The organism is Leucobacter holotrichiae (assembly GCF_055791005.1).
In genome coordinates this window covers 102741-124347 of record NZ_JBVUAC010000009.1, presented here as the reverse complement: position 1 = coordinate 124347, position 21607 = coordinate 102741, and the positions used below count along the sequence as shown (strand labels likewise).

The following is a 21607-nucleotide window of genomic DNA, read 5'->3' as shown; positions in this document are numbered from 1 at the left end:
CAGCACCCCGGCGGCCCGCCTACCCCTGCAGCATCGCGACCGGGGCGGGTACGCGCTGCGCGCCCGGCGCCTCCAGCAGATCGAGCGCGCGCCGCAGCGCCGTGCTCGAGGTGTGCGCCGTGTAGGGGAAATAGACGACCTCAACGCCCACCGCGGCGAAGCGCCGCTCGAGGCGCAGCCCCTTCTCGGTGCCCCGCCAGTCGTCGCCCTTGAAGAAGTGCGTGAAGCGCACGTCGCGCCACACCTCGAGCTTGTCGGGCACGCGTTCGACGTACACCTCGTCGACGAGATCGATGTGGCGCACGATCTCCTCGCGCTCGGCCGTGGGGATCACGGGTTCGGTGCCCTTCACCTCCCGCAGCATCTCGTCGCTCACCACTCCGGCGACCAGGTAGTCGCAGTGCTGCTTGGCGTGGCGCAGCAGGTTGAGGTGGTCGATGTGGAACAGGTCGAATGCCCCCGCTGCGTAACCGATCCGCGTCATGAACTCCCCTTCGCTCAGCGCCGCCTGCACCGTTGCCCGCCGCGCGTTTCAGGTCAGCGTATGAGCGACGGGCGGCGCCCCGCATCGGCGGAAACTGCGTAATTCGCGGCGCCGTTCACGCGGAGGGCAGGATCCGCGGCACGCCGGGCTCCGGCAGACCCCTGCGCACCTGCATCCGCTGGGAGAGCTTGCGTCCGAGGGCGATCAGCGGCGTCTCGATCCATTTGTAGCTCGCGCTCGCGACCGCCACCACGAGCACCGTCGTCGCGCCGAAGAGCCAGACGCTGTAGTGCTCGGGCAGCACGAGCCGCAGCGCGTTCGCGCACAGCATGTGCATGAGGTAGACGCCGTAGCTCACGACGCCGACGTGCGCGAGCGGACGCCACCGCAGCACCGGGTGCAGCACGGTGCGCTCGGTCGCGCACACGCTCGCCACGAGCAGCACCATGCAGACCTGCGTGAGCTGCTTCGGGGTGTCCCAGACGAGCGATGCGAGGGTGAGGATCACGAGCGCGGGCGCGCACCACACCGAGGTGAGCACGGGCGCGACCGCCTCGAACACCCGGCGTCGATGCAGCAGCACAGCCGCCGCCGACCCCAGCAGGATCGGCAACGACAGGCTGGCGAGGATGGTCACGGCGAGCGCCGCGGGAGAGTGCAGTGCGCCGGTGAGCTCAGCGCCGGCCGGGTCGACCCCTCTCGGCCCGCCGCCGATCCGCCCCGCTGCGGCGAGCGCGAGCTGGTTCACAGTGACGAGCGCACCGAGCGCGCAGAGCGGCAGTGCCAGCGACCCGCGGCGCAGCAGTCCGGCGGCGGCCAGTGCCGCCACGAGCACCGGGGGCCAGAAGAGGTAGAACTGCTCCTCCGTCGCCAGCGACCACGCGAAGTATAAGGTGACGCCCTCCCCGCCTGCGAGGTCGACGAACCAGTTGGAGGTGTAGGTCGCGAAGGCGGGCAGGTTCTCGATGAAGCTGCGCCCCTGCTCGGTATCGGCCCGCATGGCGAGCGTGAGCACCACGTACGCCGCGAGCACGAGGTAGTAGAGCGGCATGATGCGCAGCGTGCGTCGGGCGTAGAACCCGCGCAGCGAGATCATCCCCGTGCGGTCGCGCTCGCGCAGCAGCAGGGTCGGGTCAGTCGACTCCACTGCCACCTGAAAGCCCCCTCAGAGTAAGCCGGTCTTTTCATCCCCGTCCCGACGTTACGTGTTTCACGCTTACGCAAAGTCTGTGCCTGTGGGGCATTCCAGTCAATGCGTGCCGGATTCTTTTGTCGACCTTGTGACACGCTCAACGCTCCGGTCCCGGAATCTGGTGCGATCCTGTGCGAGCACCCGTCCCTGATCCTGTGCGCGTGGGCCGCGCGAGGGGCTGCCTCCCCTCCCTCCCTCCCCTCCCCTCCCCTCCGCCCTCTTCCTTCCGCCCCTGCTTCCCCTCCCCAAAAGAACCGAGATGACGCGTATTGCCCCTATCGACGGCCACGAGGGGCCTTACGCGTCATCTCGAGCGAGGAGGAAAGTCGTGAATACGGTGCCGGTGCGACAAAGGGTCGTGAGAAGATCACGGGGAACCGTGTCAGGATGATGGCAAGGTCATAGCGATTCGAAGGAGAGTCATGGCCGAGCACGCAACCGCCGACGACACGCCTCGCACCCTCGCGATCCTCAGCTCGGTGAAATGGAACTTCGCCTGGCAGCGCCACCACTCGCTCGCGCCGCAGCCGAGGCGGGCACGACCGTGGTCTTCGTTGAACCCCATCTCAGAAGCGTCAGGCAGGTACTGGCGAGGCTCTCCCGCATCGCACGCAGAGGGGGCGGCGCGCCGCCGACGCAGCAGGTGCCCGAGGGCGTGCGGATCCTGCCCTGGTCGCCCATCGACCTGCTGCCGGGGGCCACGCTGCGGCGCATCCGACGCCGTCTCGGTGCGGCCGGCTCCCCCGGTGCGGCCGGTACGGCCGGGGCCTTCGGCTCCACCGGCCGCTCCGCCGACGCCCCCGACGCCCCCGACCCCGAGAACCTGATGGTGCTGCAGTACGTGCCGTCGCGCCGCAGCCTCGCGCTCGCCCGGCAGCTGCGACCGCGGCTGCTCGTCTACGATCGTGTGCTCGACTGGTCGCGGGTGCCGACCGACTGGTGCCCGCCTCACCACTGGCAACGGGTCGAGGCGGCCCTCGAGCGGGAGGCCCGGCTCGCCACCGACTCGAGCGCCATGCAGCGCGAGTGGAAGCACCGCGGGCTCGACTCGCTGCTCGTACTGCCCGCGGCCGACGACGAGTTCGTGCGCCACGAGTGGACGCCGCCGCAGCCCGGAGCTCCCATCGGCTACTTCGGAACCGTGCAGGAGGGCATCATCGACCTGCCCGCGATCGCCGAGATCGCCCGAGAGCACGTCGTCGAGATCGTCGGCGAGGTCGACGAGGCCTCGCGCGCGGCGCTGCTCGAGGCAGGGGCGCGGCTCGATCCCCCGGTTCCGGTCGCAGAACTGCCGGCGATCATCGATCGGTGGAGCGCGATCCTGCTCCCCTACCGCGTCGGGGACCGCAAGGACACGCTCGTACCGGCCAAGATCTGGAACGCGCTCGCCAGCCGCCGACCGGTGCTCACCCTCGGCCTGTCGCTGCCCGAGCAGATCACCAGGCACACCGTGCCGCTCGACGGCGCTGCCTCGATCGCGGACGCGGTAGCTGCGGCGCTCGAGACTTCTACCCCCGGGTCTGTCGAAGGGGCCGGGATCCCCAGCCCGCCCGCGCATGGCATCCCCACCTGGGCCGACGCCTGGCAGAGGCTCGTGGAGTTCGCATCCGGCCCCCGCGAAACCCCCTGACCTGCGGCGTGCCCGCCTCTTGCGTCGGCCCGCGCAAGAGAGCACGATGAAAGCATGAACTCATCGCCGCTCCACGCCGTCCCCGACCGTAACAACGCCATCGACGTCGACTTCGAGAACGGCGCCGAAGAACCGGCGTTCACGCTCTTCGCGGTGTTCCGGGTCAGCTCGTCTCATCCCCTCTCGCTCGACGGGCGAGACGTGCCCGAGGCGGTGCAGGAGCTCGAGGGTGTCATGGAGGTGATCGAGGACGAGGGCGTCACGCTGCGCGGCTGGTACGACGTGAGCGGCATGCGCTCGGACGCCGACCTGATGGTCTGGCTGCACGGCACCGCAGCGGAGGATCTGCAGTGGGCGCTCCGCGAGCTGCGCCGCTCCACGCTGCTCAGACCGCTCATCCGCACCTGGAGCGCCGTCGGCGTCCACCGCGACGCCGAGTTCAACCGCGGCCACCTCCCGGGCTTCGTGCGCGGCGTGCCGGCCCAGCAGTGGCTCGCGGTCTACCCGTTCGTGCGCTCCCCCGAGTGGTATCTGCTACCTCCCGAGGATCGCCGCGCCATGCTCGCGGAGCACGGCCGGGCCGGCGCGCAGCACACCGGGGTCGTCTCGAACACGGTCTCGGCCTTCGCGCTCGGGGACTACGAGTGGTTGCTGCCCATGGAGTCCGACGACCTCACCGAGCTGGTCGACATGATGCGGGATCTGCGCGGCGTCGACGCCCGCAACTACGTGCATCTCGAGACCCCGTTCTACACCGGGCGCCGCATCGAGCCGGTCGAGATCATCGAGGTGCTGCAGTAGGGGATCAGCGCAGGTTCGAGCCGCTCAACGCAGCGCGGCCGCCTCGCGCAGCAGGCGCTTGTCGCGCGCCGCGACGCAGATGCGCAGCAGCACCGCCAGCCCCACCCCGATCCACGCCCCGAACGAGTTCGCGAGCACGTCGAGCACCGTGGCGAAGCGCGCGGGCAGCAGGATCAGCTGCGCGAGTTCGGCCCCCATCGACATCGCGATGCCCACGACTCCGGCGATCCACGCCCGCCCCAGCGGCAGCAGCAGCGCGGCGAAGAATCCGAGCGGAATAAACATCATGATGTTCGCCGAGAACTCGAGCTTGCGGTACCCGAACCACTCGGGCACCCCGTGGTCGTGCAGGAACAGGAGCACCTCGCGAACGAGCGCCCGATGATTCGAGTCGACCGGATCCGGACTCAGCGTGATGAACCCGACCAGCACCGCCCCCGCGACGAACCCCAGCAGCGCAACCCAGATGCGAGCGGTGATCAGCGGGCGCCGCGCCTCGGCTCCGGGGCCCGGCATCGCTTACAGCCCTGAATAGGCGTGCAGGCCCTTGAAGAAGACGTTCACGATGGTGAAGTTGAAGATCACGGCCGCGTAGGCGATGACGTTCAGCCATGCCGATCGGGTGCCGCGCCAGCCGCGCGTCGCGCGCGCGTGGATGAAGCCGGCGTAGAGCACCCAGATCACGAAGGTCCAGACCTCCTTCGTGTCCCAGCCCCAGTAGCGGCTCCAGGCGCGCTCGGCCCAGATGGCGCCGGCGATCAGCGTGAAGGTCCAGAAGACGAAACCGATGATCGCGAGACGGTAGGCGAGATCCTCGAGCCGAACGGCGTTGGGCAGGCTCCCCAGGAAGCGCATCCCGCCCGACTCACCGGCAGCGATGCGGCTGTCGCGGCGGGTCTGCAGCAGCTGCAATACCGAGAGCCCGAACGAGAGGGTGAGGAACGCGACCGCCAGCACCGCGACCAGGATGTGAATCACGAGCCAGTAGGAGTCGAGCGCCGGCTGCAGCGGCACGATCGACACGTAGTAGTTGATCTTGGTGACGCCGAGGAACAGCACCGCCATACCCGTGATGAGCGTGCCGAGGAAGCGCAGGTCGACGAAGAACTGCACGAGCAGGAAGACGAGCACGATCGCGCAGGTCGCCGTCAGTGCGAACTCGTACATGTTGGCCCACGGCACGCGCCCCGCGGCGATGCCGCGCAGCACCGTGGCCGCAAGGTGCAGCACGAAGGCGAGCACCGTGAGCGAGAAGCCGACGCGCAGCGAGCGGGATCGAGGCTGCTTGACGCCGGTGCCGGCCGAGCTCGCAGTGCGGGTCTGCGTGGCCGGACGGGTCAGGGTCGCGACGCCGCCGGACCCGGCAGCCGCCTGCCGCTGCGCGGCACCGCCCGATGCCGCGGTCACTCGCGCGGCGTCGCCGCTGCGGTTCGCGAGGTCGACCGCGTAGAAGACGAAGGCGATCGAATACACGATCATGGCCGAATACAGCGCGATCGTCGAGTAGTGTTCCAGCTCACTCAGCACAGTGCCTCAGGATACCCTGCGTCCCTGTGAATCGCGCCCCGCCATCGCGCCCCGCCATCGCGCCCCGCCATCGCGCCCCGCCATCGCGCCCCGCGCTCAGTGAGGAGATCCGCATCCAGGCGGGTGGATCCCGCGGCGTACTCCCGTCTGGATGCGGATCTCCTCATTGAGCAAGGCGCAGACGCCCCGCTCAGTAACATGAAGGGTCAGCACCCCCGGAGAGGATCCCAGTGAACGAAACCGAACTCGCCACACTGCTGGTGCCGCTCGTCGCCGTCGTGGCGCCGCTGCTCGCGGCCCTCGTGCGACGTGCCGTGGTGATTCCGCTCGTGGTGTTCGAGATCGGTCTCGGCATGCTGATCGGTCCCTCGGGGCTGGGCTGGGTGAGCGACGGGCCGATGCTGGAGGCGCTGTCGAACTTCGGGATCGCGGCGCTGTTCTTCATGGCCGGCAACGAGATCGATCCGGCGTCGCTGCGCGGCACCCCGGCACGGCGCGCACTCGGCTGGTGGGGCGTATCGGCCGTGCTCGCACTGGCGGCGGGCTTCGCGCTGGGATCCGACCCCGCAGCCGCCGCGATCATCGCGATCGCCCTCACCGGCACCGCACTGGGCACCATCATGCCGATGCTGCGCGACGCCGGCCTCACGCGATCACCCCTCGGCCGGGCGATCACAACAGCGGGAGCGATCGGCGAGTTCGCCCCGCTGGTCGCGATCTCGATCTTCCTGAGCGGCCGGCAACCGCTCGCGGGCACCCTGGTGCTCGTGCTGTTCGCGGCGATCGCCGCGGCCGCGTTCTGGCTCGCGGCGCGCGGAACGCATCACTGGCTGAGGCGCATGGTATCGCTCACGCTGCACACGAGCGGGCAGTTCGCGGTGCGCTTCGTACTGCTGCTGCTCGCCGCGCTCGTGTCGCTCGCCATCGCGCTCGGCGTCGACTTCCTGCTCGGCGCGTTCACCGCGGGCATGCTGGCCCGGGTCGTGCTGCGCGGCGGCGATCCCGAGGAACTGCGCACGATCGAGGCGAAGCTCGACTCGGTCGCCTTCGGCCTGCTCGTGCCGGTCTTCTTCGTGGCGACGGGCGTCACCTTCCCGCTCGCGGCGCTGCTCGAGGATCCGCGCGCGCTCGCACTCGTGCCCGTGTTCGCGCTCGTGATGCTCGTGGTGCGGGGCGTGCCGGGATGGTTCGCTCCGGCACGCGGATCTTCGCTCGGCGATCGTCGCACGGCCGCCCTCTTCACTGCGACCACGCTCCCCCTCGTCATCGCGGCGACCGGCATCGGCGTCGACAACGGCGTGCTCGATCGCACGACCGCCGCCGCGATGGTGGGCGCCGCGCTGCTCACCGTGCTCGTGCTGCCCGCCCTGGCGCTGGCCGGGCGGGCACAGGCTGGAGTTGTCGCCGACACTGGGGCCGGTGCCGGGGTCGGGGCTGATGCCGACGCGGGTGGTGCTGGAGCGGGAGTTAGTGCCGGCGCGGGAGCTGACTCGGTGGCGGAGCCGGATCCCGGCGAGACCGCCGATGCCCACGAGTAGCCGGGTGCTGATCCGCGACCCAACCACACTGATCCACCTTCAAGCACACGAATCCTCCGAGAATCTGTGCTGTTGGGTAGATCGGTGCTGTTGGGCAGATCTGGGGCGGCCCCTCCCCCGAACCCATAAACATGGGCTAATCTTGGACACCATCCAACCAAAGCCCTGAACTCCGCACCTCGCCAGGCAAGCACCCGATCCTCGGGACACCAGGCACACCACAGGTCAGCCCGCTCGACAGAGGAACACCATGCGCAGCACCCGCAACGACGCTTCGACCCGCACCGCAGATTCGACCCGCACCGCAGATCCGAGCTTCGCCGGCGGCTGCCCCGTCGCCCACGGCGCTCGGGACCGGGATCCCGCCCGGCCCGCGACCACCGACGCACCGGGCGATGCCGCAACCCTCGACGCCGCGACCCTCGACGACGGATACTTCGGTCCCGACAGCATCAGCTGGCGCCTCTTCTCGGACCCCAGCTCGAAGCTCGGCGGCGTCGCCGCCCTGCTGCTGCAGTCGCTCAACCCCATGATGATGCGACTGTTCGACGGCACGAGCGGATACGCCTCCGACGCCGAGGGTCGCGCCGAGCGCACCGGGCGCTACATCGACACGACGGTGTTCGGCGACCGCGCGCACGCCGACGCCGCGGGCGAGGCGGTGCGGCGACTGCACGCGGCGAGCACCTGGACCGACCCGCGCACGGGCGAGGAACTGCGCGCCGACACGCAGGAGTGGCTCGCCTGGACCCACAACGCCATCGTCTACGGCGTGCTGCGCGCCGCCGACGCGTTCGGCCCGATGCTCACCGTCGCCGAGCAGGATCGCTTCGTCGTCGAGCAGCACGAGGCCGCCCGCATCGTCGGCATCACCGATGCCGCGCTGCTGCCCGTCAGCCGCGCCGAGCTCGACCGCTACATCGACGACAACCAGAGCTGGATGGCGCTCACCCTGCCCGCCGCGGAGCTCTCGCGGGAGCTGCGGGCTCCGGCGCTGAAGGGCAACCCGGTCAAGGTGTGGGCGGCGGTCAACATCCAAGACGGCATCCTCTCGCTGCTGCCCGACTGGGCGCGCCTGCTGTTCGGGATCGACGGCCGACCCATGAATCTGCGCGCGGCCGCCCGCGTCACCCGCCGGCTCACCGCCGCGGCGCGCGCCGGGCGCTCCAGCGACGAGCTGATCTCGGAGGTAACGGCCCGCGTGCAGACCCACCCGTATCGCAAAGTGCGCCGGCGCTGACCCGACCGCCCGTTCCCACACCGAGACCATGCAGCTCCAGACTCCGTCCAAGTTCAGCGTGCGGCGCACCGCAGCGACACTCCTCTCCGATGGATGGGCGCTCGTGCGCGCCGGGGGCGCCCGCCTGGCCGGCCTGATCCTCGTCTCCCAGCTCGCCATCATGGGCGTCGCGCTACCTGTGATCGGGTGGCTCTTCCGCGAGGCGCTGCGCGCGGGCGGCATGACAGGCCTCGATCTCGGCGCGCTCGATCCGCAGCGCAGCTTCACGCTGACGATCGCGCTCATCGTCGCGATCGTCACCCTGGCGTTCTGGCTGATCTCGATGCAGTTCACCGCGCTGCTGGTGATGCTGCAGTGGCCCGGCATCGGCCTGCGCAGCTTCGCCCGCGAACTCGGGCGTGTCGCACGCAAGCTGCTGCGCCCAGGTTCGCTGTCGCTGCTGCTCTACCTCTTCCTGCTGCTGCCGCTCACCGGTTTCGGCTTCATCTCCGCTTTCACGCGCGGTATCGCGATCCCGTCGTTCATCTCGGGCGAGCTCCTCAAGAGCCCGTCGGGCGGCGTCGCGCTCACCGTGCTGCTGGTCGCGCTCGCGCTGCTCAACGTGCGCCTCGCGCTCACGATGCCGATCTTCGTGCTCACCACCGGAGGCCGGGCCGCACGGTGGAGCTGGCGGCTGACCCGCGGACCGCGCGCGTCACTGCCGCTCGTGCTCTCGATCGCCGCGGTGCTGCTGCTCGGCGGCGTCGCCGCGTTCGCGCTGACGATCACGGCGATGGTGCCGGTGGCGCTCTCCGACGCCATCGCCCCCGCTGCCTCGCCCGTAATTGCCGCCTACTCGCTGGGAACCGCGCAGGTGATCGGGATCCTGCTCAGTGGCCTGGTGACCGCGTTCGTCGGCGCGATCCTCATCGCACGGGTGCGATCCGCGTCGCAGAACGACCCCCTGTTCCCGCCGCTCGCGACACCGCCCGCCGGGGCACCGCACCACCGCGGCATGCCCGACCGCCCGCGCCGCTCCTCGCGGCGCCCGGCCCTCCTCGTCGGATCGCTCATGATCCTCGCCGCGATCGGCTTCGGCACCGCGGCGATCGACACGCTGCAGCGGCTCTCCGATGCACCGGATACCCTCGCACTCGCACACCGCGGCTTCTCGGACGGCGGCGTCGAGAACACGATCAGCGGGCTCGAGGCGGCGCACGCCGCGGGCGCCGACCTCGTCGAGATGGACGTCATGCAGACGAGGGACGGCGAGTTCGTCGCCATGCACGATGCGACTCTCGGGCGCCTCGCGGGGCGTTCAGACTCGGTGAAGGATCTCACCCTCGCCGAGCTCACCTCGATCACGGTGCACGACATGCGGGGGCACGAGGATCTGATCCCGAGCTTCGCCGACTACGTCACCCGAGCGCAGCAGCTCGAGATGCCGCTGCTCATCGAGATCAAGCTCGGCGGCGGCGAAACCCCCGATCATGTCGAGCGGCTCGTTGACGAGCTCGAGCGGCTCGACGCCCTCGAGAACAACATCTACCACTCCCTCGACGCGCCCAGCGTCGACCGGCTGAAGCGGCTGCGCCCTGACCTCACCGTCGGCTACACCATGGCCTTCGCCGCGGTCGCCGCCCCTGACACCCCGGCCGACTTCATCGTGCCAGAGGAGTGGAGCGCCACCGACGAACTGCAGCGCTCTGCCGAGGAGGCCGGCCTCGGTTTCATGGTGTGGACGGTGAACGACGAGCCCGGCATGCGCGAGTTGCTGCGGCGCGGGGTCGACGGGATCATCAGCGACCACCCCGATGAGGTACTGGAGCTGCGCGCCGGAATGCAGCAGGAGACCGGTCTCACCGACGTGCTGGTCGACGCCCTCGCCCGCTTCGTGACGGTGGTGTGAGGCACACCCGAGTTCGGTCTGCCTACCACGCCTCCTCGCCTGCGCTCCCACGAACGCGGAGTCCCGAATTGCTGCTTCTCCCCACCCGGAAGCAGCAATTCGGGACTCCGCGTTTCAGCGCGCGAACCAGCGAGCTCACGCGCTAAGCGGCTGCGAGCACCGCGCCCTCGAGCCGCGCGTAGCTCGCCTCCATGCCGTCGACCATGCCCGTCGCGAGGATCATCTCGCGCGTCTCGGCGTCGGGGTAGGTGATGAGCAGCGAGAGCAGGGTGCCGCCCTCGACCGGTGTGAGCGTCATCTCGTTGAGCGTCTCAGGGCTGTTCGCGGCCTCGGGATCCTCGGGGGTCCACATCGCCTCGGTCGTGACCGAGCGATACGGAGCCGAGACCTCCTTCGCGACCCCGGTGAACCCGAAACGCTGCCCGTCGGCGGTGTTCTCCCAACCGCTGCGGTACCGCTGGCCGGCCTCGGTCGCCACCTCGCAGATCGGCATGCTCCAGCCGTCGGGGCCGAGCTGCCAGCGGCGCACGAGCTCGGGATCCATGTGCGCCCGCCACACCTGCTCGACCGTGCCGCGGATCACCCGCGACACCCGCGCCTGGTTGTCGCCGATCAGCTGCAGCTCGGCTCCGCGACCCGCAGCGAACGACGCGAGGTCTTCGAGCACCGCGTCGATCTGGCCCATCGCCTCGCGCATGCCCTCGACCTGGCCCATGGCCAGGATCTGCTCCATCTCCTCGAGCGAGCCGAAGTGGCTCGTGATGGTGACCCGCGACCCCAGGGCGGTCTCCGCGAAGTCGAGCACCATGCGCCCCTCCGGCAGGTCGGTGTTCGGCGTGCCGTCGTCGTGCGCGAAGCCGTCGCGCACCTCGAAGGAATCCGGTGCGTCGACGGACACCCACCTCCAGTAGCCGTGGAACCGCTCGCCCTCGGGGCTCGTCATGTAGTACTGGCTCAGGCCGCCCGGGTGGGCGTCGTGCCGCAGGAACGTGGCGGGGTACTCCGGCGGGCCCCAGAACCGCTCGAGCTGACGCGGGTCGAGGTAGGCGTCCCAGAGGCGGTGCTTGGGGGCGGTGAAGTCGGCGATCACGGTGAGCGTGAGGGCGTCGGGATCTGTGGTGACTGCGGTGACGGGCATGATGCTTGCCTTTCGGGTTCGGGTTCGGGATCGGCGCTGCGTCGCGCCGTCCCTGTCGTTCAAGATGCAGGCGGATCTTCTGCGAGGAGTGCGTCGAGTCGCTCGACGCGTCCGCGCCAGATCTGCTCGAAACGGCTCAGCAGTTGCTGGGCGCGGCGGATGGTGTTCGGGTTGCCGCGGATGATGCGCTCCCTTCCTCTGGGAATACGTTCGACGAGGTCGGCCGCCTCGAGCACCGCGATGTGCTTCTGCACGGCCGGGAACGACATCTCGTATCGTTCGGCGAGCTGCGAGATCGAGGCCTCGCCGTCGAGCGTGCGGCGCACGATGTCGCGTCGCGTCGCGTCGGCGAGGGCCTTGAAGATGCGGTCGATCTCGTCGTCGGTGAGATCGAGATCGAGGCTCGCGGCCCGCCCGGTGATCATTTCTTCTCCCTCACTCAATATGAAACCATTTGGTTGTACATTAAGCCGCGCGGGAGTCCCTGTCAACCCCGGTTCGGGATCCGCGCCTCCCGCTTCAGGATGAACGGGGCGCGGGCGCCGGGGTGGGCGCGGAGCGCAGGCGCGGGCGCACCCCCGCGCCGCTCAGGAAGCGCGCTTGCGGCGCGCGTTACGCAGGAGACGAGCGATCACGAACCACAGCAGCAGCACAAGGATGATCACGATGATCGCGTCCGAGAGCAGCCCGCTCCACTGCTCGAGCACGGGCTTGATCGCTGGCCCGAACGCGTAGCCGAGCCCCACCCAGATCCCGTTCCAGACGCCCGATCCGACGAGCGTGTACAGGCTGAACCTCGCGATGGGCATGCGCTCGATGCCCGCCGGAATCGAGATGAAGGATCGCACGAGCGGCACGCAACGGCCGAGCAGCACGGCGGTGCCGCCCCAGCGCGCGAAGAACGCCTCGGCCCGATCGAAGTCGTCGTGGTCCATGAGCGGGATCCTGCCCACCACCCGGCGAGTTCGGTCGCGCCCGAACGCGGCACCGATCGCGTACCAGACCCAGGCGCCGACGAGCGCGCCGAGCGTCGCCATGACCCAGGCCAGCCAGAAGTTCAGGCGCCCCTCGTAGGCGAGGAACCCCGCCCCGGGCAGCAGCGCCTCGGACGGGATCGGCGGAATGAACGTCTCCAAGAACACGGCAAGACCGACGCCGAGTTCCCCGATGGTCTCCATCAGGTTCAGGATCCAGCCGACAAGGCCCTCGTACTCGGCTCCGGGATGCGTCTCCATCCGCAGCAGACTAGCAGCCGCCGTCTGCAGATTCCCGGGGCGCGGCTGCTCGGAACCGTATGCCGGAGCACGGGCCAGGGAGGAAATCAGGATCCACGCGGGTCGTTTCTCGGATTGACACCGCCTGAAACACGATCTCCTCCCTGGGACGCCGCCAAGGGCCGAGTGACTGCCAAACGCTACGCGTTTGTCAGCCGCTCGAAGACTCCGGTTGTGAGCGGAGGCCGAGTGACCGCCAAACGCTACGCGTTTGTCAGCCGCTCGGCCATCTCAACCACGTTCTTCAGCAGCAGCGCGCGCGTCATCGGGCCGACTCCGCCGGGGTTCGGCGAGATCCAGCCCGCCACGTCGGCGACTCCGGGATCCACATCCCCCACCACGCGGCTCTTGCCGGTCTCGGGATCGGTCTTGCGCGAGACCCCCACGTCGAGCACGACCGCACCCGGCTTCACGTGCTCGGCGCGCACGATGCCCTCGACACCCGCCGCGGCCACGATCACGTCGGCGCGACCCAGCTCGGCGGCCAGATCCTGCGTGCCCGTGTGCGTCAGCGTCACGGTCGCGTTGTACTCGCGCCGCGTGAGCAGCGGGCCGATCGGGCGACCGACGGTCACGCCGCGACCCACGACCACCACGTGCTTGCCCGCCCACGAGAGTCCGTTGCGCTCCACCAGCTCGATCACACCGCGCGGCGTGCACGGCAGCGGCGAGGCGATGGGCGAGTTGGCGTTGAGTACGAGGCGCCCGAGGTTAGTGGGGTGCAGGCCGTCGGCGTCCTTGTCGGGATCGATGCGCTCGAGAATGCGATCCGTGTCGATGTGCTTCGGCAGCGGCAGCTGCACGATGTAGCCGGTGCACTCGGGGTCGGCGTTGAGCTCGTCGAGCACGGCCTCGAGCTCCTCCTGCGACACCGACGCCGGCAGCTCGCGCTTGATCGAGGCGATGCCCACCTCGGCGCAGTCGCGGTGCTTGCCGGCGACGTACCACTGCGAGCCGGGATCCTCGCCTACGAGAACCGTCGCAAGACCCGGCTGGATCCCGCGCTCGCGCAGCACCGCCACGCGATCAGCGAGCTCGGCCTTGATCGCCGCGGCCGCGGCCTTGCCGTCGAGAATGTTCGCGGTCATGACTGACTCCTCAGTGTGAGTCGTCCCCTGGGCCTGCCGAAGGGGCGGGAACGCCGCTCGCTTCGACAGGCTCAGCGAACGGGGCTTACCAGGTCTCGAGGCCGGGGTACAGCGGGAAGGCCTCGGCGAGCGCGGTCACGCGCGCCTGCAGCGCCTCGATGTCGCCCTGCTGCTGCAGGGTGAGCGCGATGATGTCGGCCACCTCGGCGAACTCGGTGTCGCCGAAGCCGCGGGTCGCGAGCGCGGGGGTGCCGATACGCAGGCCGCTGGTGACCATCGGGGGGCGAGGATCGAACGGCACCGCGTTGCGGTTCACGGTGATGCCGACGGCGTGCAGCGCGTCCTCGGCCTGCTGACCGTCGAGCTGCGAGTTGCGCAGGTCGGCGAGCACGAGGTGCACGTCGGTGCCGCCGGTGAGCACGTCGACGCCCGCCGCCTTCGAGGCGTCGCTCGTGAGCGCCTCGGCCAGCAGCTTCGCGCCCGAGAGGGTGCGCACCTGGCGATCCTTGAACTGATCGGTGGCCGCGAGCTTGAAGGCGGTCGCCTTCGCCGCGATCACGTGCATGAGGGGGCCGCCCTGCTGGCCCGGGAACACGTTCGAGTTGAGCCGCTTGTAGAGCTCGAGGTCGTTCGTGAGGATGAAGCCCGAGCGGGGGCCGCCGATGGTCTTGTGCACGGTCGAGCTCACGACGTGCGCGTGCGGCACGGGGCTCGGGTGCAGGCCGGCCGCGACGAGGCCCGCGAAGTGCGCCATGTCGACCCACAGCGTCGCGCCCACCTCGTCGGCGATCTCACGGAACTTCGCGAAGTCGAGGGTGCGCGGGTAGGCCGACCAGCCGGCGATGATCACCTTGGGCTTGTGCTCGAGCGCCTTCGCGCGCACCACGTCCATGTCGACGAGCATGGTGTCTGGATCGACGCCGTACGAGACGACGTTGTAGAGCTTGCCCGAGAAGTTCAGCTTCATACCGTGCGTGAGATGGCCGCCGTGGGCGAGTTCGAGGCCGAGGATCGTGTCACCGGGCTCGGCGATCGCGCTCAGCACTGCGGAATTGGCGCTGGCACCCGAGTGGGGCTGAACGTTGGCGTACTTCGCACCGAACAGCGACTTGGCGCGCTCGCGCGCCAGATCCTCTGCCACATCGACGAACTCGCAGCCGCCGTAGTAGCGGCGACCCGGGTAGCCCTCGGCGTACTTGTTGGTGAGCACGGAGCCCTGCGCCTCGAGCACGGCGCGGGGCACGAAGTTCTCGCTCGCGATCATCTCGAGCGTGCCGCGCTGGCGGTCGAGCTCGTTCTTCAGCACCTCGGCGATCTCGGGATCGACCGTCTCGAGCGGCTCGTTGAAGAATGCGGACTGGGTGGACATTGTGTGCTCCTTCTGTTCCTGCCTCCGCGCACACGGAGATCTCCAGAAAAATACGACCCAGGCGAGCGGCCAATTGATGCGATTCGTCGTTCCCCGATGGTGTCCCATCTGCACGCCAGTCACGACGTCTCCATCATAGCCGGTGGGCTCGAGCGAGCCGACTGTCCAGGAGCTTCGTACACTCCTCGCACCGTTCTACCCCGTCACTTCCCGCAGGCTGAGGTTCGGCTAATAGGATGCTGCATAGAAAAGGCACGGGTCGGCTCAACGCACAGATTCCATCTGCTTTGCGCGGCGGTTGGCGGATCGTCCAGTGCATTTCACGGCGCTCAAGAGGACTGGAATAGGATCACCGTTCGGCATGCCAGAGATACCTGTACAGACCGGCATACGAGTCCTGCTCAAAGATGCTCTTGATCCCGACGAAGGTGCCGGGCATGAGCAGCGCGCACTCGTTGTGATACCGGATCGCAGCGCGTGGAACGACTTCACCAAGAATTACCATGCCGAGATGCACTTCGTGGGGTTCCCCGAACCTCTCGCTCCCCTCCCGATGCGGCTGATGTTCCCCGGCATCGACAGAACCTCCGAGGCGGAGACCCAGCTGAAGAGCATGGGCGAGGAGCGGGTGACCGGCCCGTTCGTCTCAGTACTCGCTGAAACGACCGGGTATCGAGATCTCGTGGAGCGTCTCGGGTTCGAGGACGCCTTCAGTGCGTTGCGCGCCACACACGACGTCGTCGTCGCCCGGCTCGAGGACAACCAGCAAGTGCTCGATCTGGCTGAAAGCCTGGATTTCGTGCAGAGCGTGCTCCGCAGGGACGAAACGTGGGATGCCTACCGTCAGGGAGACAGATATCTGACCCCCACCGGCGCACCGGACGTCGACGACGCGGCGCACTCCTTCAACACCAGGGTGCATCTGCCCGGAATCGACGGCGAATATGCGCTCGAGGCCGACTTCGACACCGATTTTCCGCTCTCACGGCGAACCCTGGTGCTGGTGGGGGAGAACGGCGCGGGCAAGACCAGGCTCTTCAATTCGATGATCGAAGGGCTTCAGACCCTTCCGGAATGGGAGACGGTACAGCACCAGAACCCGTCGACATTCGACCCGCGACCACGGTTCTCGAGACTCCTCGTCTTCTCCTCCACAGCTTCGGACCCGTATCCGCTGCAGGTACCGCCCTGGCGCGGCCTGGATTACCGTTTTCACCGGATGATCGGTCACCCGCCTGGCATCGATGACGACCTCTCACAGTCCCTTCTGGATTGCATGCGTTCGGTGCGTGATGACACCGGACCGGGCAGCGCACATGATCAGGAGGTACTGAACGAAGCGCTCGAACCTCTGGGGATCAGGAACAACCTCCACGTCGAGGTCGCCCCTGGAGAAAAGGACCTCCTGCCGGAGCCGGTGCGGGCAGACGGCCGCCTGTACCTGCCGTTCTTCGCGGTGAAAGGCGAACAGCGACGGCTGCAACTGCAGGCGAGGATGGTTCCCGGCGCTCCACCCAAGGTACTGCTCGGAACCGAGCAGCCCCGCAGCCTAAGCAGCGGCGAACAAGCGCTCCTACGATTCGCGACGCAGGCAGTGGGGTCGCTCCGTCCAGGGTCCCTGTTCCTGTTCGATGAACCGGAAACGCATCTCCATCCGCGGTACGTATCCCTGTTCATGTCGATACTCGATCGCCTTCTCGAGCAATCGAGATCCATCGCCCTGATTGCCACTCACTCGGCGTACATCGTGCGCGAGGTCCCCTCCCGCAGAGTCCGGATGGTGCGGAAAGACGACGGGGGCGAGGTCTCTGTCGAGTCGCCTGGAATGCAGACCTTCGGCGCCAGCATCGACATGATCTCGCAGTTCGTCTTCGATGATCTCGCATTGAAGCACCGTTTCCAGGAGGTCGTCGACGCTTGGCTGCGGAACACCCCCGACGCGACCGTCGAGCAGTTCCGCGAGACCTTCCGAACGGACCTCAACGCCGAGACCCTCTCCTACTTCGCCCAGCTCATCTCGGATCGGCACTCGCAATGATGCTTCTGCCCCTGCCCGAAGACCATGGCGACCGCTGCGTTCTTGATCAGTGTGGCAAGCCTGGCTGGGCCGGCTTCCGCACCCGATGGCTGACGGCGACGGCGGCCTACCGTCAGTTCAGCGGGAATCCATGGAAGGTAAGTCCCCAACAGTTCGAAGAATCGGAGCAGCTGGCTCTTCGAGGCCTCTACGACACCCGCAGAAGGAGCGGCGCGATCGCCCGGATCCGGAAAGGCCCGGAGGACGGATACCGGTCGTGCCCGATGTGCGGATCATCGGGAGGCCGGTCACTGGACCATGCTCTGCCTCGACAGGACTTCCCTGAGTTCTCGATCGTTCGAGAGAATCTCGTTCCCGCCTGCACGATCTGCAACAGCGACGAAAAAGGGACCACCTACCGCGGCAGCGCACCTCCCGCACGCCTCATTCACCCGTACTACGATCATTGGGCATCGAAGGCCATCTGGATAGTCGAATTCGGTTCGGATCTGGACGCTGTGGTCCCCAGGGCAGTGCCGCACGGCGACCTCACCGACGAGCAACGTCGAGTCGTCGAGTTCCATCTCTCGACGGTGCTCGGCGGAGAATGGGAGGAGAGCAGCCGGCGCTACTGGGCGACTCTGCCGCAGCAGATTCAGCAGCGAATCGATGGCTCGGCCACCCCGAAGAAGGTTCGGCAGGATCTCGAGAAACGGCTCGCGGAGAAGGAGTTCGAGCAGGGTCTCAACGGTTGGCATCCCGCTTTGCTTCGCGGTGCACTGCACGATGATCGGATACCGGACTACCTCACCGACCGAGTGAACGCTCTGCCGATGATGTGAGCCGCGCAGCACCGGATCCACTACCCTTGTACTCCGTGAGCACCAACACGATCGCCCCCGCAGAGCCCGCAGACAGCACCCAGTGGGTGCTCACCCTCTCATGCATCGACGGACCCGGCATCGTGCACGCCATCACCGGCGCGATCGTCGCCGCCGGCGGCAATATCGAGGAGAGCCAGCAGTTCGCGAGCGGCGACACCGGCCGCTTCTTCATGCGCCTGCAGGTGAGCGCCGTGGCTCAGCCCGAGACCTTCGAGCAGCGCTTCACCGCAGCTCTCGCCCCGGTGACCGAGCGGTACCACATGGCCTGGCGCCTCGACGTGGTCGGCCGCGCGGTGCGCACACTGATCCTCGCCTCCACCGCGACCCACTGCGTCAACGATCTGCTGTACCGCCGCCGCGGCGGGCAGCTGCCCATCGAGGTGCCGCTCGTGCTCTCGAATCACGAGACGGTGCGCGACATCGCCGAGTTCTACGGCGTGCCCTTCGAGCATCGCGCCATCGCCGGTCCCGACGACAAGGCGGCGTTCGAGGCCCGCGTGCTCGAGGCGGTCGAGGAGCTCGACATCGAGCTGGTGGTGCTGGCGCGCTACATGCAGATCCTCTCCCCCGAGCTGTGCGACGCGCTCAAGGGGCGCGCGATCAACATCCACCACTCGTTCCTGCCGGGCTTCAAGGGCGCCAACCCCTACAAGCAGGCGCACCAGCGCGGGGTCAAGCTGATCGGCGCCACCGCGCACTTCGTCACCTCGGACCTCGACGAGGGGCCGATCATCGAGCAGGACACCACCCGCGTCGATCACTCCTACTCTCCGCGCCAGCTCGTTCAGCTGGGCCAGGACATCGAGGCGCGAGTGCTGCGGCACGCGGTGAACTGGTTCGCCGAGAACCGGATCCTCGCCGACGGCGATCGCACCATCATCTTCCAGTAGTGGTCTCGCCCCCGCGGCGGCCGCTTCCTACGCCCCCGAGCCCTGCGGCGCCGCGCTCCGCGCCGCCGCGAGTTCGGCGCGGAGACCCGCGAGCATGACCCGCAGCCCCAGCTCGAACGACGCGTCGGCCGGGCTCTGGCCGGAGGCGGCGAGCGCGGCCGCGCGGGCCTCGTAGGCCGCGGTGAAGGCGGGCACGTCGGTGCGGGGACCCGGATCGAGCATGTCGTCGTCGGCGCACAGGTCGAGGGCCGATCCGAGAATGAACGACTCGAGCGCAACGAGGGCGGCGAGCGCGCGATCCTCGGGCCATCCGGCGCGCAGCATCCCCCCGATCACGGCGTCGTACATGCGGGTCGTCGCGGATTCCTCGGCGAGCGGCAGCACCGCGAGCAGCGCGATGGTCGAGGGATGGGCCGCGAACGCCCTGCGGTAGTGGTGCGCCCAGCCGGCGAGCGCGACGTCCCAGGGCTCCTGCTCGAACGCGTCGGTCGGGATGCGGTCGCTGATCAGCTCGCGCACGCCCGCGATGAGGTCGGCGCGGCCCGCCACGTGGTTGTACAGCGCCGAGGGCCGCACTCCGAGCTCGGCGGCGATCGCCCGCACGCCGGCGCCCTCGGCGCCGCGCTCATCGATCAACCGCAGGCCCGTCTCGATGATGAGTCTGCGCGACAGCACGCCCACGACGGGGCGCCCCGCTCTGCGGCGAGCGCCCGGAGCCGGCGCGTTCGCCGTCGAGCCGTCGGCTGCCGCCGCCATCGCGGTCCCCTCTCATTCGTCTCGGCGATCCGCGCCCCGCATGCGAACCGCGGATCGGGCCGTTCCCGCTTCACGCTAGCGCAACGGACGGTTCCGTACTATTCTCGACGCGGCGCACTTTAAAGAACCCCGTTCATTTCGAGCGCTTGAACGCCTGCCCTCATGCAGACAAGGACGTACCCATGAGTCTCACGATCTTCACCGGCGGCACCGTCATCGTCGATCCCTCGCCCGCGAACGGCACGCTCACCGCCTCGGCTATCGCGTTCCGCGACGGCCTCGTGGCGGCGCACGGCGACGAGGCGGCAGCACTGGCCGACGAGCCCGGCGCCGAGGTCATCGATCTCGCGGGCGGCACCCTCGCGCCGGCCCCCGGCGACGGGCACGCCCACCCGCTGCTCGGCGAGCTCGAGGCGCTCGGGCCGCGGGTGCGGGAGGCCGCGGATCTGCGCGGGATCCTGGACGCCGTCGCGACCTGGAAGGCCGCCCACCCCGACGCCGAGTGGATCGTCGGCGCCAGCTACGACGCGACCTTCGCGGAGGGCGGCCTGTTCGACGCGCGCTGGCTCGACGAGGTGACGGGCGACACGCCCACCGTGCTGCGCGCCTGGGACTACCACACGGCGTGGGTCAACTCGGCGGCACTCGCGGCGGGCGGCATCACCGCGGCGACCCCGGATCCGCCCCTCGGCCGCATCGTTCGCCGCGACGACGGCTCGCCGCTCGGCACCCTGCAGGAGGCCGCCGCCAACGATTTCCTGGCCGAGGTCGTGCCCGCGTTCTCGGTCGAGCAGCGCGTCGAGGCGCTCGAGCGGGCCACCCGGGGGTACGCGGAGCAGGGCACGACCTGGGTGCAGGACGCCTGGGTCGAACTCGATGCACTGCCCGTCTACCTGGCCGCGGCCGAGGCGGGCCGCCTGCACACGCGCCTCAACCTGGCTTTCCGGGCCGATCCCGCGCGCTGGCGCGAGCAGCTCGACGAGTTCGTGGCGGCCCGCGACCGAGTGCGGTCGCTGGGGCCGGATCGTCGGGGCGCGGATCAGCAGGAGTCGGATCGGCCCGGCGCGGATCGCCTGACCGCCGAGACCGTGAAGTTCTTCGCCGACGGCGTGGTCGAGAGCCACACCGCCGCTCTCATCGAGCCCTACGCCGACCGCCCGGACGATCGGGGGCTGCCGAACTGGACGGCCCGGGAGCTCGCGGCAGCGGCGACGGCGTTCGACGCCGAGGGGTTCCAGCTGCACATCCACGCGATCGGCGACGCCGCGAACCGCGACGCGCTCGACGCGCTCGACACGGCGATCCGCAGCAACCCGGCGCGCGAGCGGCACCACGTCATCGCCCACGTCGCCGTGCTCGACCCGGCCGACGTGGCGCGCTTCGCCGAGCTCGACGTCATCGCGAACTTCGAGCCCTACTGGGCGCAGTGCGACGCGGTGATGCGCGACCTCACGATCCCGCACCTCGGCCACCCCCGCGACGAGTGGCAGTACCTCATCGGGTCCGTGCACCGCAGCGGTGCGACGGTCTCGTTCGGCAGCGACTGGCCCGTCACCACCCACGACTGGCGTCCCGCGCTCGCGACCGCGATCACCCGGCACAGCCACACCGAGCCGGGCGCCCCAGCCTGGCTTCCCGACGAATGCATCGACGCCGGCACCGCCCTCGCGGCGTACACCTCGGGCATCGCTCGGCAGGCGCTGGCCGGCGCGGATCGCGGTACCCTCGGCGTCGGGCGCGTCGCCGACGCCGTCTGGCTGTCGGCCGATCCGCTCTCGATCCCACCGGAGGCGATCGCCGACCTCACCGTCCTCGGCACGTGGCTCGCCGGCGACGAAACATTCCGCCGGTAGTCTTCATCCCGAAGGCCCCTCGAAATCAAAGGAGATAT

Annotated in this window: 19 protein-coding genes and 1 riboswitch; of the genes, 9 read left to right on the top strand and 10 right to left on the bottom strand. The window is 69.1% G+C overall.

Features of this window, described 5'->3' with window-relative positions; genetic code table 11:
• Positions 1-19: 19 nt before the first annotated feature.
• Together AC0KXF_RS12310 and AC0KXF_RS12305 are read right to left on the bottom strand one after the other, a co-directional pair.
• Complete coding sequence (locus AC0KXF_RS12310; protein ID WP_473109466.1) at positions 20-484, bottom strand: FAD synthase family protein; 465 nt, start codon at positions 482-484, stop codon at positions 20-22.
• A gap of 115 nt (positions 485-599) precedes the next feature.
• Positions 600-1637: an acyltransferase family protein gene (locus tag AC0KXF_RS12305; RefSeq protein WP_473109465.1), complete on the bottom strand. Its 1038-nt coding sequence runs from the start codon at positions 1635-1637 to the stop codon at positions 600-602.
• Between the two features lie 523 nt (positions 1638-2160).
• Here AC0KXF_RS12305 and AC0KXF_RS12300 point away from each other — a divergent pair.
• Positions 2161-3306 carry a glycosyltransferase family protein gene (locus AC0KXF_RS12300; protein WP_473109464.1) on the top strand — a complete coding sequence of 382 codons (1146 nt, stop codon included), beginning with the start codon at positions 2161-2163 and terminating at the stop codon, positions 3304-3306.
• Positions 3307-3360: 54 nt separating this feature from the next.
• Complete coding sequence (gene hemQ, locus AC0KXF_RS12295; RefSeq protein ID WP_223044950.1) at positions 3361-4107, top strand: hydrogen peroxide-dependent heme synthase; 747 nt, start codon at positions 3361-3363, stop codon at positions 4105-4107.
• Between the two features lie 24 nt (positions 4108-4131).
• Here the strand turns inward: hemQ and AC0KXF_RS12290 are convergent, their stop codons facing one another.
• Entirely contained in the window at positions 4132-4623 is a 492-nt protein-coding gene (locus AC0KXF_RS12290; RefSeq protein WP_473109463.1) for a VanZ family protein, read from the bottom strand.
• Positions 4624-4626: 3 nt separating this feature from the next.
• Complete coding sequence (ccsB, locus tag AC0KXF_RS12285) at positions 4627-5586, bottom strand: c-type cytochrome biogenesis protein CcsB (RefSeq protein WP_473109479.1); 960 nt, start codon at positions 5584-5586, stop codon at positions 4627-4629.
• A gap of 278 nt (positions 5587-5864) precedes the next feature.
• Between ccsB and AC0KXF_RS12280 the strand changes: the two genes are divergently transcribed.
• The 3 genes from AC0KXF_RS12280 (at position 5865) to AC0KXF_RS12270 (ending at position 10300) form a co-directional block, all read left to right on the top strand.
• Positions 5865-7172 carry a cation:proton antiporter gene (locus AC0KXF_RS12280; protein ID WP_473109462.1) on the top strand — a complete coding sequence of 436 codons (1308 nt, stop codon included), beginning with the start codon at positions 5865-5867 and terminating at the stop codon, positions 7170-7172.
• Positions 7173-7422: 250 nt separating this feature from the next.
• Positions 7423-8412 (top strand): oxygenase MpaB family protein, encoded by a 990-nt coding sequence (locus AC0KXF_RS12275; protein WP_473109461.1) that lies wholly within the window; start codon positions 7423-7425, stop codon positions 8410-8412.
• A gap of 28 nt (positions 8413-8440) precedes the next feature.
• Positions 8441-10300, top strand: coding sequence for a glycerophosphodiester phosphodiesterase family protein (locus AC0KXF_RS12270; protein ID WP_473109460.1), 1860 nt, complete (start codon positions 8441-8443; stop codon positions 10298-10300).
• Between the two features lie 142 nt (positions 10301-10442).
• Here the strand turns inward: AC0KXF_RS12270 and AC0KXF_RS12265 are convergent, their stop codons facing one another.
• The 5 genes from AC0KXF_RS12265 to glyA form a co-directional block, all read right to left on the bottom strand.
• Entirely contained in the window at positions 10443-11438 is a 996-nt protein-coding gene (locus AC0KXF_RS12265; RefSeq protein ID WP_473109459.1) for an SRPBCC family protein, read from the bottom strand.
• 59 nt (positions 11439-11497) lie between these two features.
• Positions 11498-11863 carry an ArsR/SmtB family transcription factor gene (locus tag AC0KXF_RS12260; protein ID WP_223044955.1) on the bottom strand — a complete coding sequence of 122 codons (366 nt, stop codon included), beginning with the start codon at positions 11861-11863 and terminating at the stop codon, positions 11498-11500.
• Positions 11864-12025: 162 nt separating this feature from the next.
• Positions 12026-12673, bottom strand: coding sequence for a DedA family protein (locus tag AC0KXF_RS12255; RefSeq protein ID WP_473109458.1), 648 nt, complete (start codon positions 12671-12673; stop codon positions 12026-12028).
• A gap of 242 nt (positions 12674-12915) precedes the next feature.
• Positions 12916-13800: a bifunctional methylenetetrahydrofolate dehydrogenase/methenyltetrahydrofolate cyclohydrolase gene (locus AC0KXF_RS12250; RefSeq protein WP_473109457.1), complete on the bottom strand. Its 885-nt coding sequence runs from the start codon at positions 13798-13800 to the stop codon at positions 12916-12918.
• Between the two features lie 85 nt (positions 13801-13885).
• Positions 13886-15169 (bottom strand): serine hydroxymethyltransferase, encoded by a 1284-nt coding sequence (gene glyA / locus AC0KXF_RS12245; protein WP_473109456.1) that lies wholly within the window; start codon positions 15167-15169, stop codon positions 13886-13888.
• Between the two features lie 48 nt (positions 15170-15217).
• Positions 15218-15302: riboswitch (ZMP/ZTP riboswitch) on the bottom strand.
• A 180-nt stretch (positions 15303-15482) separates the two neighbouring features.
• On the opposite strand from glyA, the gene AC0KXF_RS12240 reads away from it, so the two are divergent.
• From AC0KXF_RS12240 to purU, 3 genes are read left to right on the top strand one after another with little or no spacing between them, the layout of a single operon-like run.
• Positions 15483-17207: an ATP-dependent nuclease gene (locus AC0KXF_RS12240; RefSeq protein WP_473109455.1), complete on the top strand. Its 1725-nt coding sequence runs from the start codon at positions 15483-15485 to the stop codon at positions 17205-17207.
• Positions 17204-18028 carry an HNH endonuclease gene (locus AC0KXF_RS12235; protein WP_473109454.1) on the top strand — a complete coding sequence of 275 codons (825 nt, stop codon included), beginning with the start codon at positions 17204-17206 and terminating at the stop codon, positions 18026-18028. The genes AC0KXF_RS12240 and AC0KXF_RS12235 overlap by 4 nt, the downstream gene beginning before the upstream one ends.
• Positions 18029-18054: 26 nt before the next feature.
• The gene (gene purU, locus AC0KXF_RS12230; RefSeq protein ID WP_473109453.1) at positions 18055-18960 is read left to right on the top strand and encodes a formyltetrahydrofolate deformylase; all 906 of its coding nucleotides are present in this window, start codon (positions 18055-18057) and stop codon (positions 18958-18960) included.
• 27 nt (positions 18961-18987) lie between these two features.
• Here the strand turns inward: purU and AC0KXF_RS12225 are convergent, their stop codons facing one another.
• Positions 18988-19716 (bottom strand): TetR/AcrR family transcriptional regulator, encoded by a 729-nt coding sequence (locus AC0KXF_RS12225; protein WP_473109452.1) that lies wholly within the window; start codon positions 19714-19716, stop codon positions 18988-18990.
• Between the two features lie 182 nt (positions 19717-19898).
• Here AC0KXF_RS12225 and AC0KXF_RS12220 point away from each other — a divergent pair, with 182 nt between their 5' ends.
• Positions 19899-21569 carry an amidohydrolase gene (locus AC0KXF_RS12220; RefSeq protein ID WP_473109451.1) on the top strand — a complete coding sequence of 557 codons (1671 nt, stop codon included), beginning with the start codon at positions 19899-19901 and terminating at the stop codon, positions 21567-21569.
• Positions 21570-21607: the final 38 nt, after the last annotated feature.

Bases quoted from the DNA above. Each gene is read 5' to 3' on its own strand.
- AC0KXF_RS12310 (WP_473109466.1), bottom strand. From the start codon at position 484: ATGACGCGGATCGGTTACGCAGCGGGGGCATTCGACCTGTTCCACATC.
- AC0KXF_RS12300 (WP_473109464.1), top strand. From the start codon at position 2,161: ATGGAACTTCGCCTGGCAGCGCCACCACTCGCTCGCGCCGCAGCCGAG.
- hemQ (WP_223044950.1), top strand. From the start codon at position 3,361: ATGAACTCATCGCCGCTCCACGCCGTCCCCGACCGTAACAACGCCATC.
- AC0KXF_RS12290 (WP_473109463.1), bottom strand. From the start codon at position 4,623: ATGCCGGGCCCCGGAGCCGAGGCGCGGCGCCCGCTGATCACCGCTCGC.
- ccsB (WP_473109479.1), bottom strand. From the start codon at position 5,586: ATGATCGTGTATTCGATCGCCTTCGTCTTCTACGCGGTCGACCTCGCG.
- AC0KXF_RS12275 (WP_473109461.1), top strand. From the start codon at position 7,423: ATGCGCAGCACCCGCAACGACGCTTCGACCCGCACCGCAGATTCGACC.
- AC0KXF_RS12270 (WP_473109460.1), top strand. From the start codon at position 8,441: ATGCAGCTCCAGACTCCGTCCAAGTTCAGCGTGCGGCGCACCGCAGCG.
- AC0KXF_RS12265 (WP_473109459.1), bottom strand. From the start codon at position 11,438: ATGCCCGTCACCGCAGTCACCACAGATCCCGACGCCCTCACGCTCACC.
- AC0KXF_RS12260 (WP_223044955.1), bottom strand. From the start codon at position 11,863: ATGATCACCGGGCGGGCCGCGAGCCTCGATCTCGATCTCACCGACGAC.
- AC0KXF_RS12255 (WP_473109458.1), bottom strand. From the start codon at position 12,673: ATGGAGACGCATCCCGGAGCCGAGTACGAGGGCCTTGTCGGCTGGATC.
- AC0KXF_RS12250 (WP_473109457.1), bottom strand. From the start codon at position 13,800: ATGACCGCGAACATTCTCGACGGCAAGGCCGCGGCCGCGGCGATCAAG.
- glyA (WP_473109456.1), bottom strand. From the start codon at position 15,169: ATGTCCACCCAGTCCGCATTCTTCAACGAGCCGCTCGAGACGGTCGAT.
- AC0KXF_RS12235 (WP_473109454.1), top strand. From the start codon at position 17,204: ATGATGCTTCTGCCCCTGCCCGAAGACCATGGCGACCGCTGCGTTCTT.
- AC0KXF_RS12225 (WP_473109452.1), bottom strand. From the start codon at position 19,716: ATGGCGGCGGCAGCCGACGGCTCGACGGCGAACGCGCCGGCTCCGGGC.
- AC0KXF_RS12220 (WP_473109451.1), top strand. From the start codon at position 19,899: ATGAGTCTCACGATCTTCACCGGCGGCACCGTCATCGTCGATCCCTCG.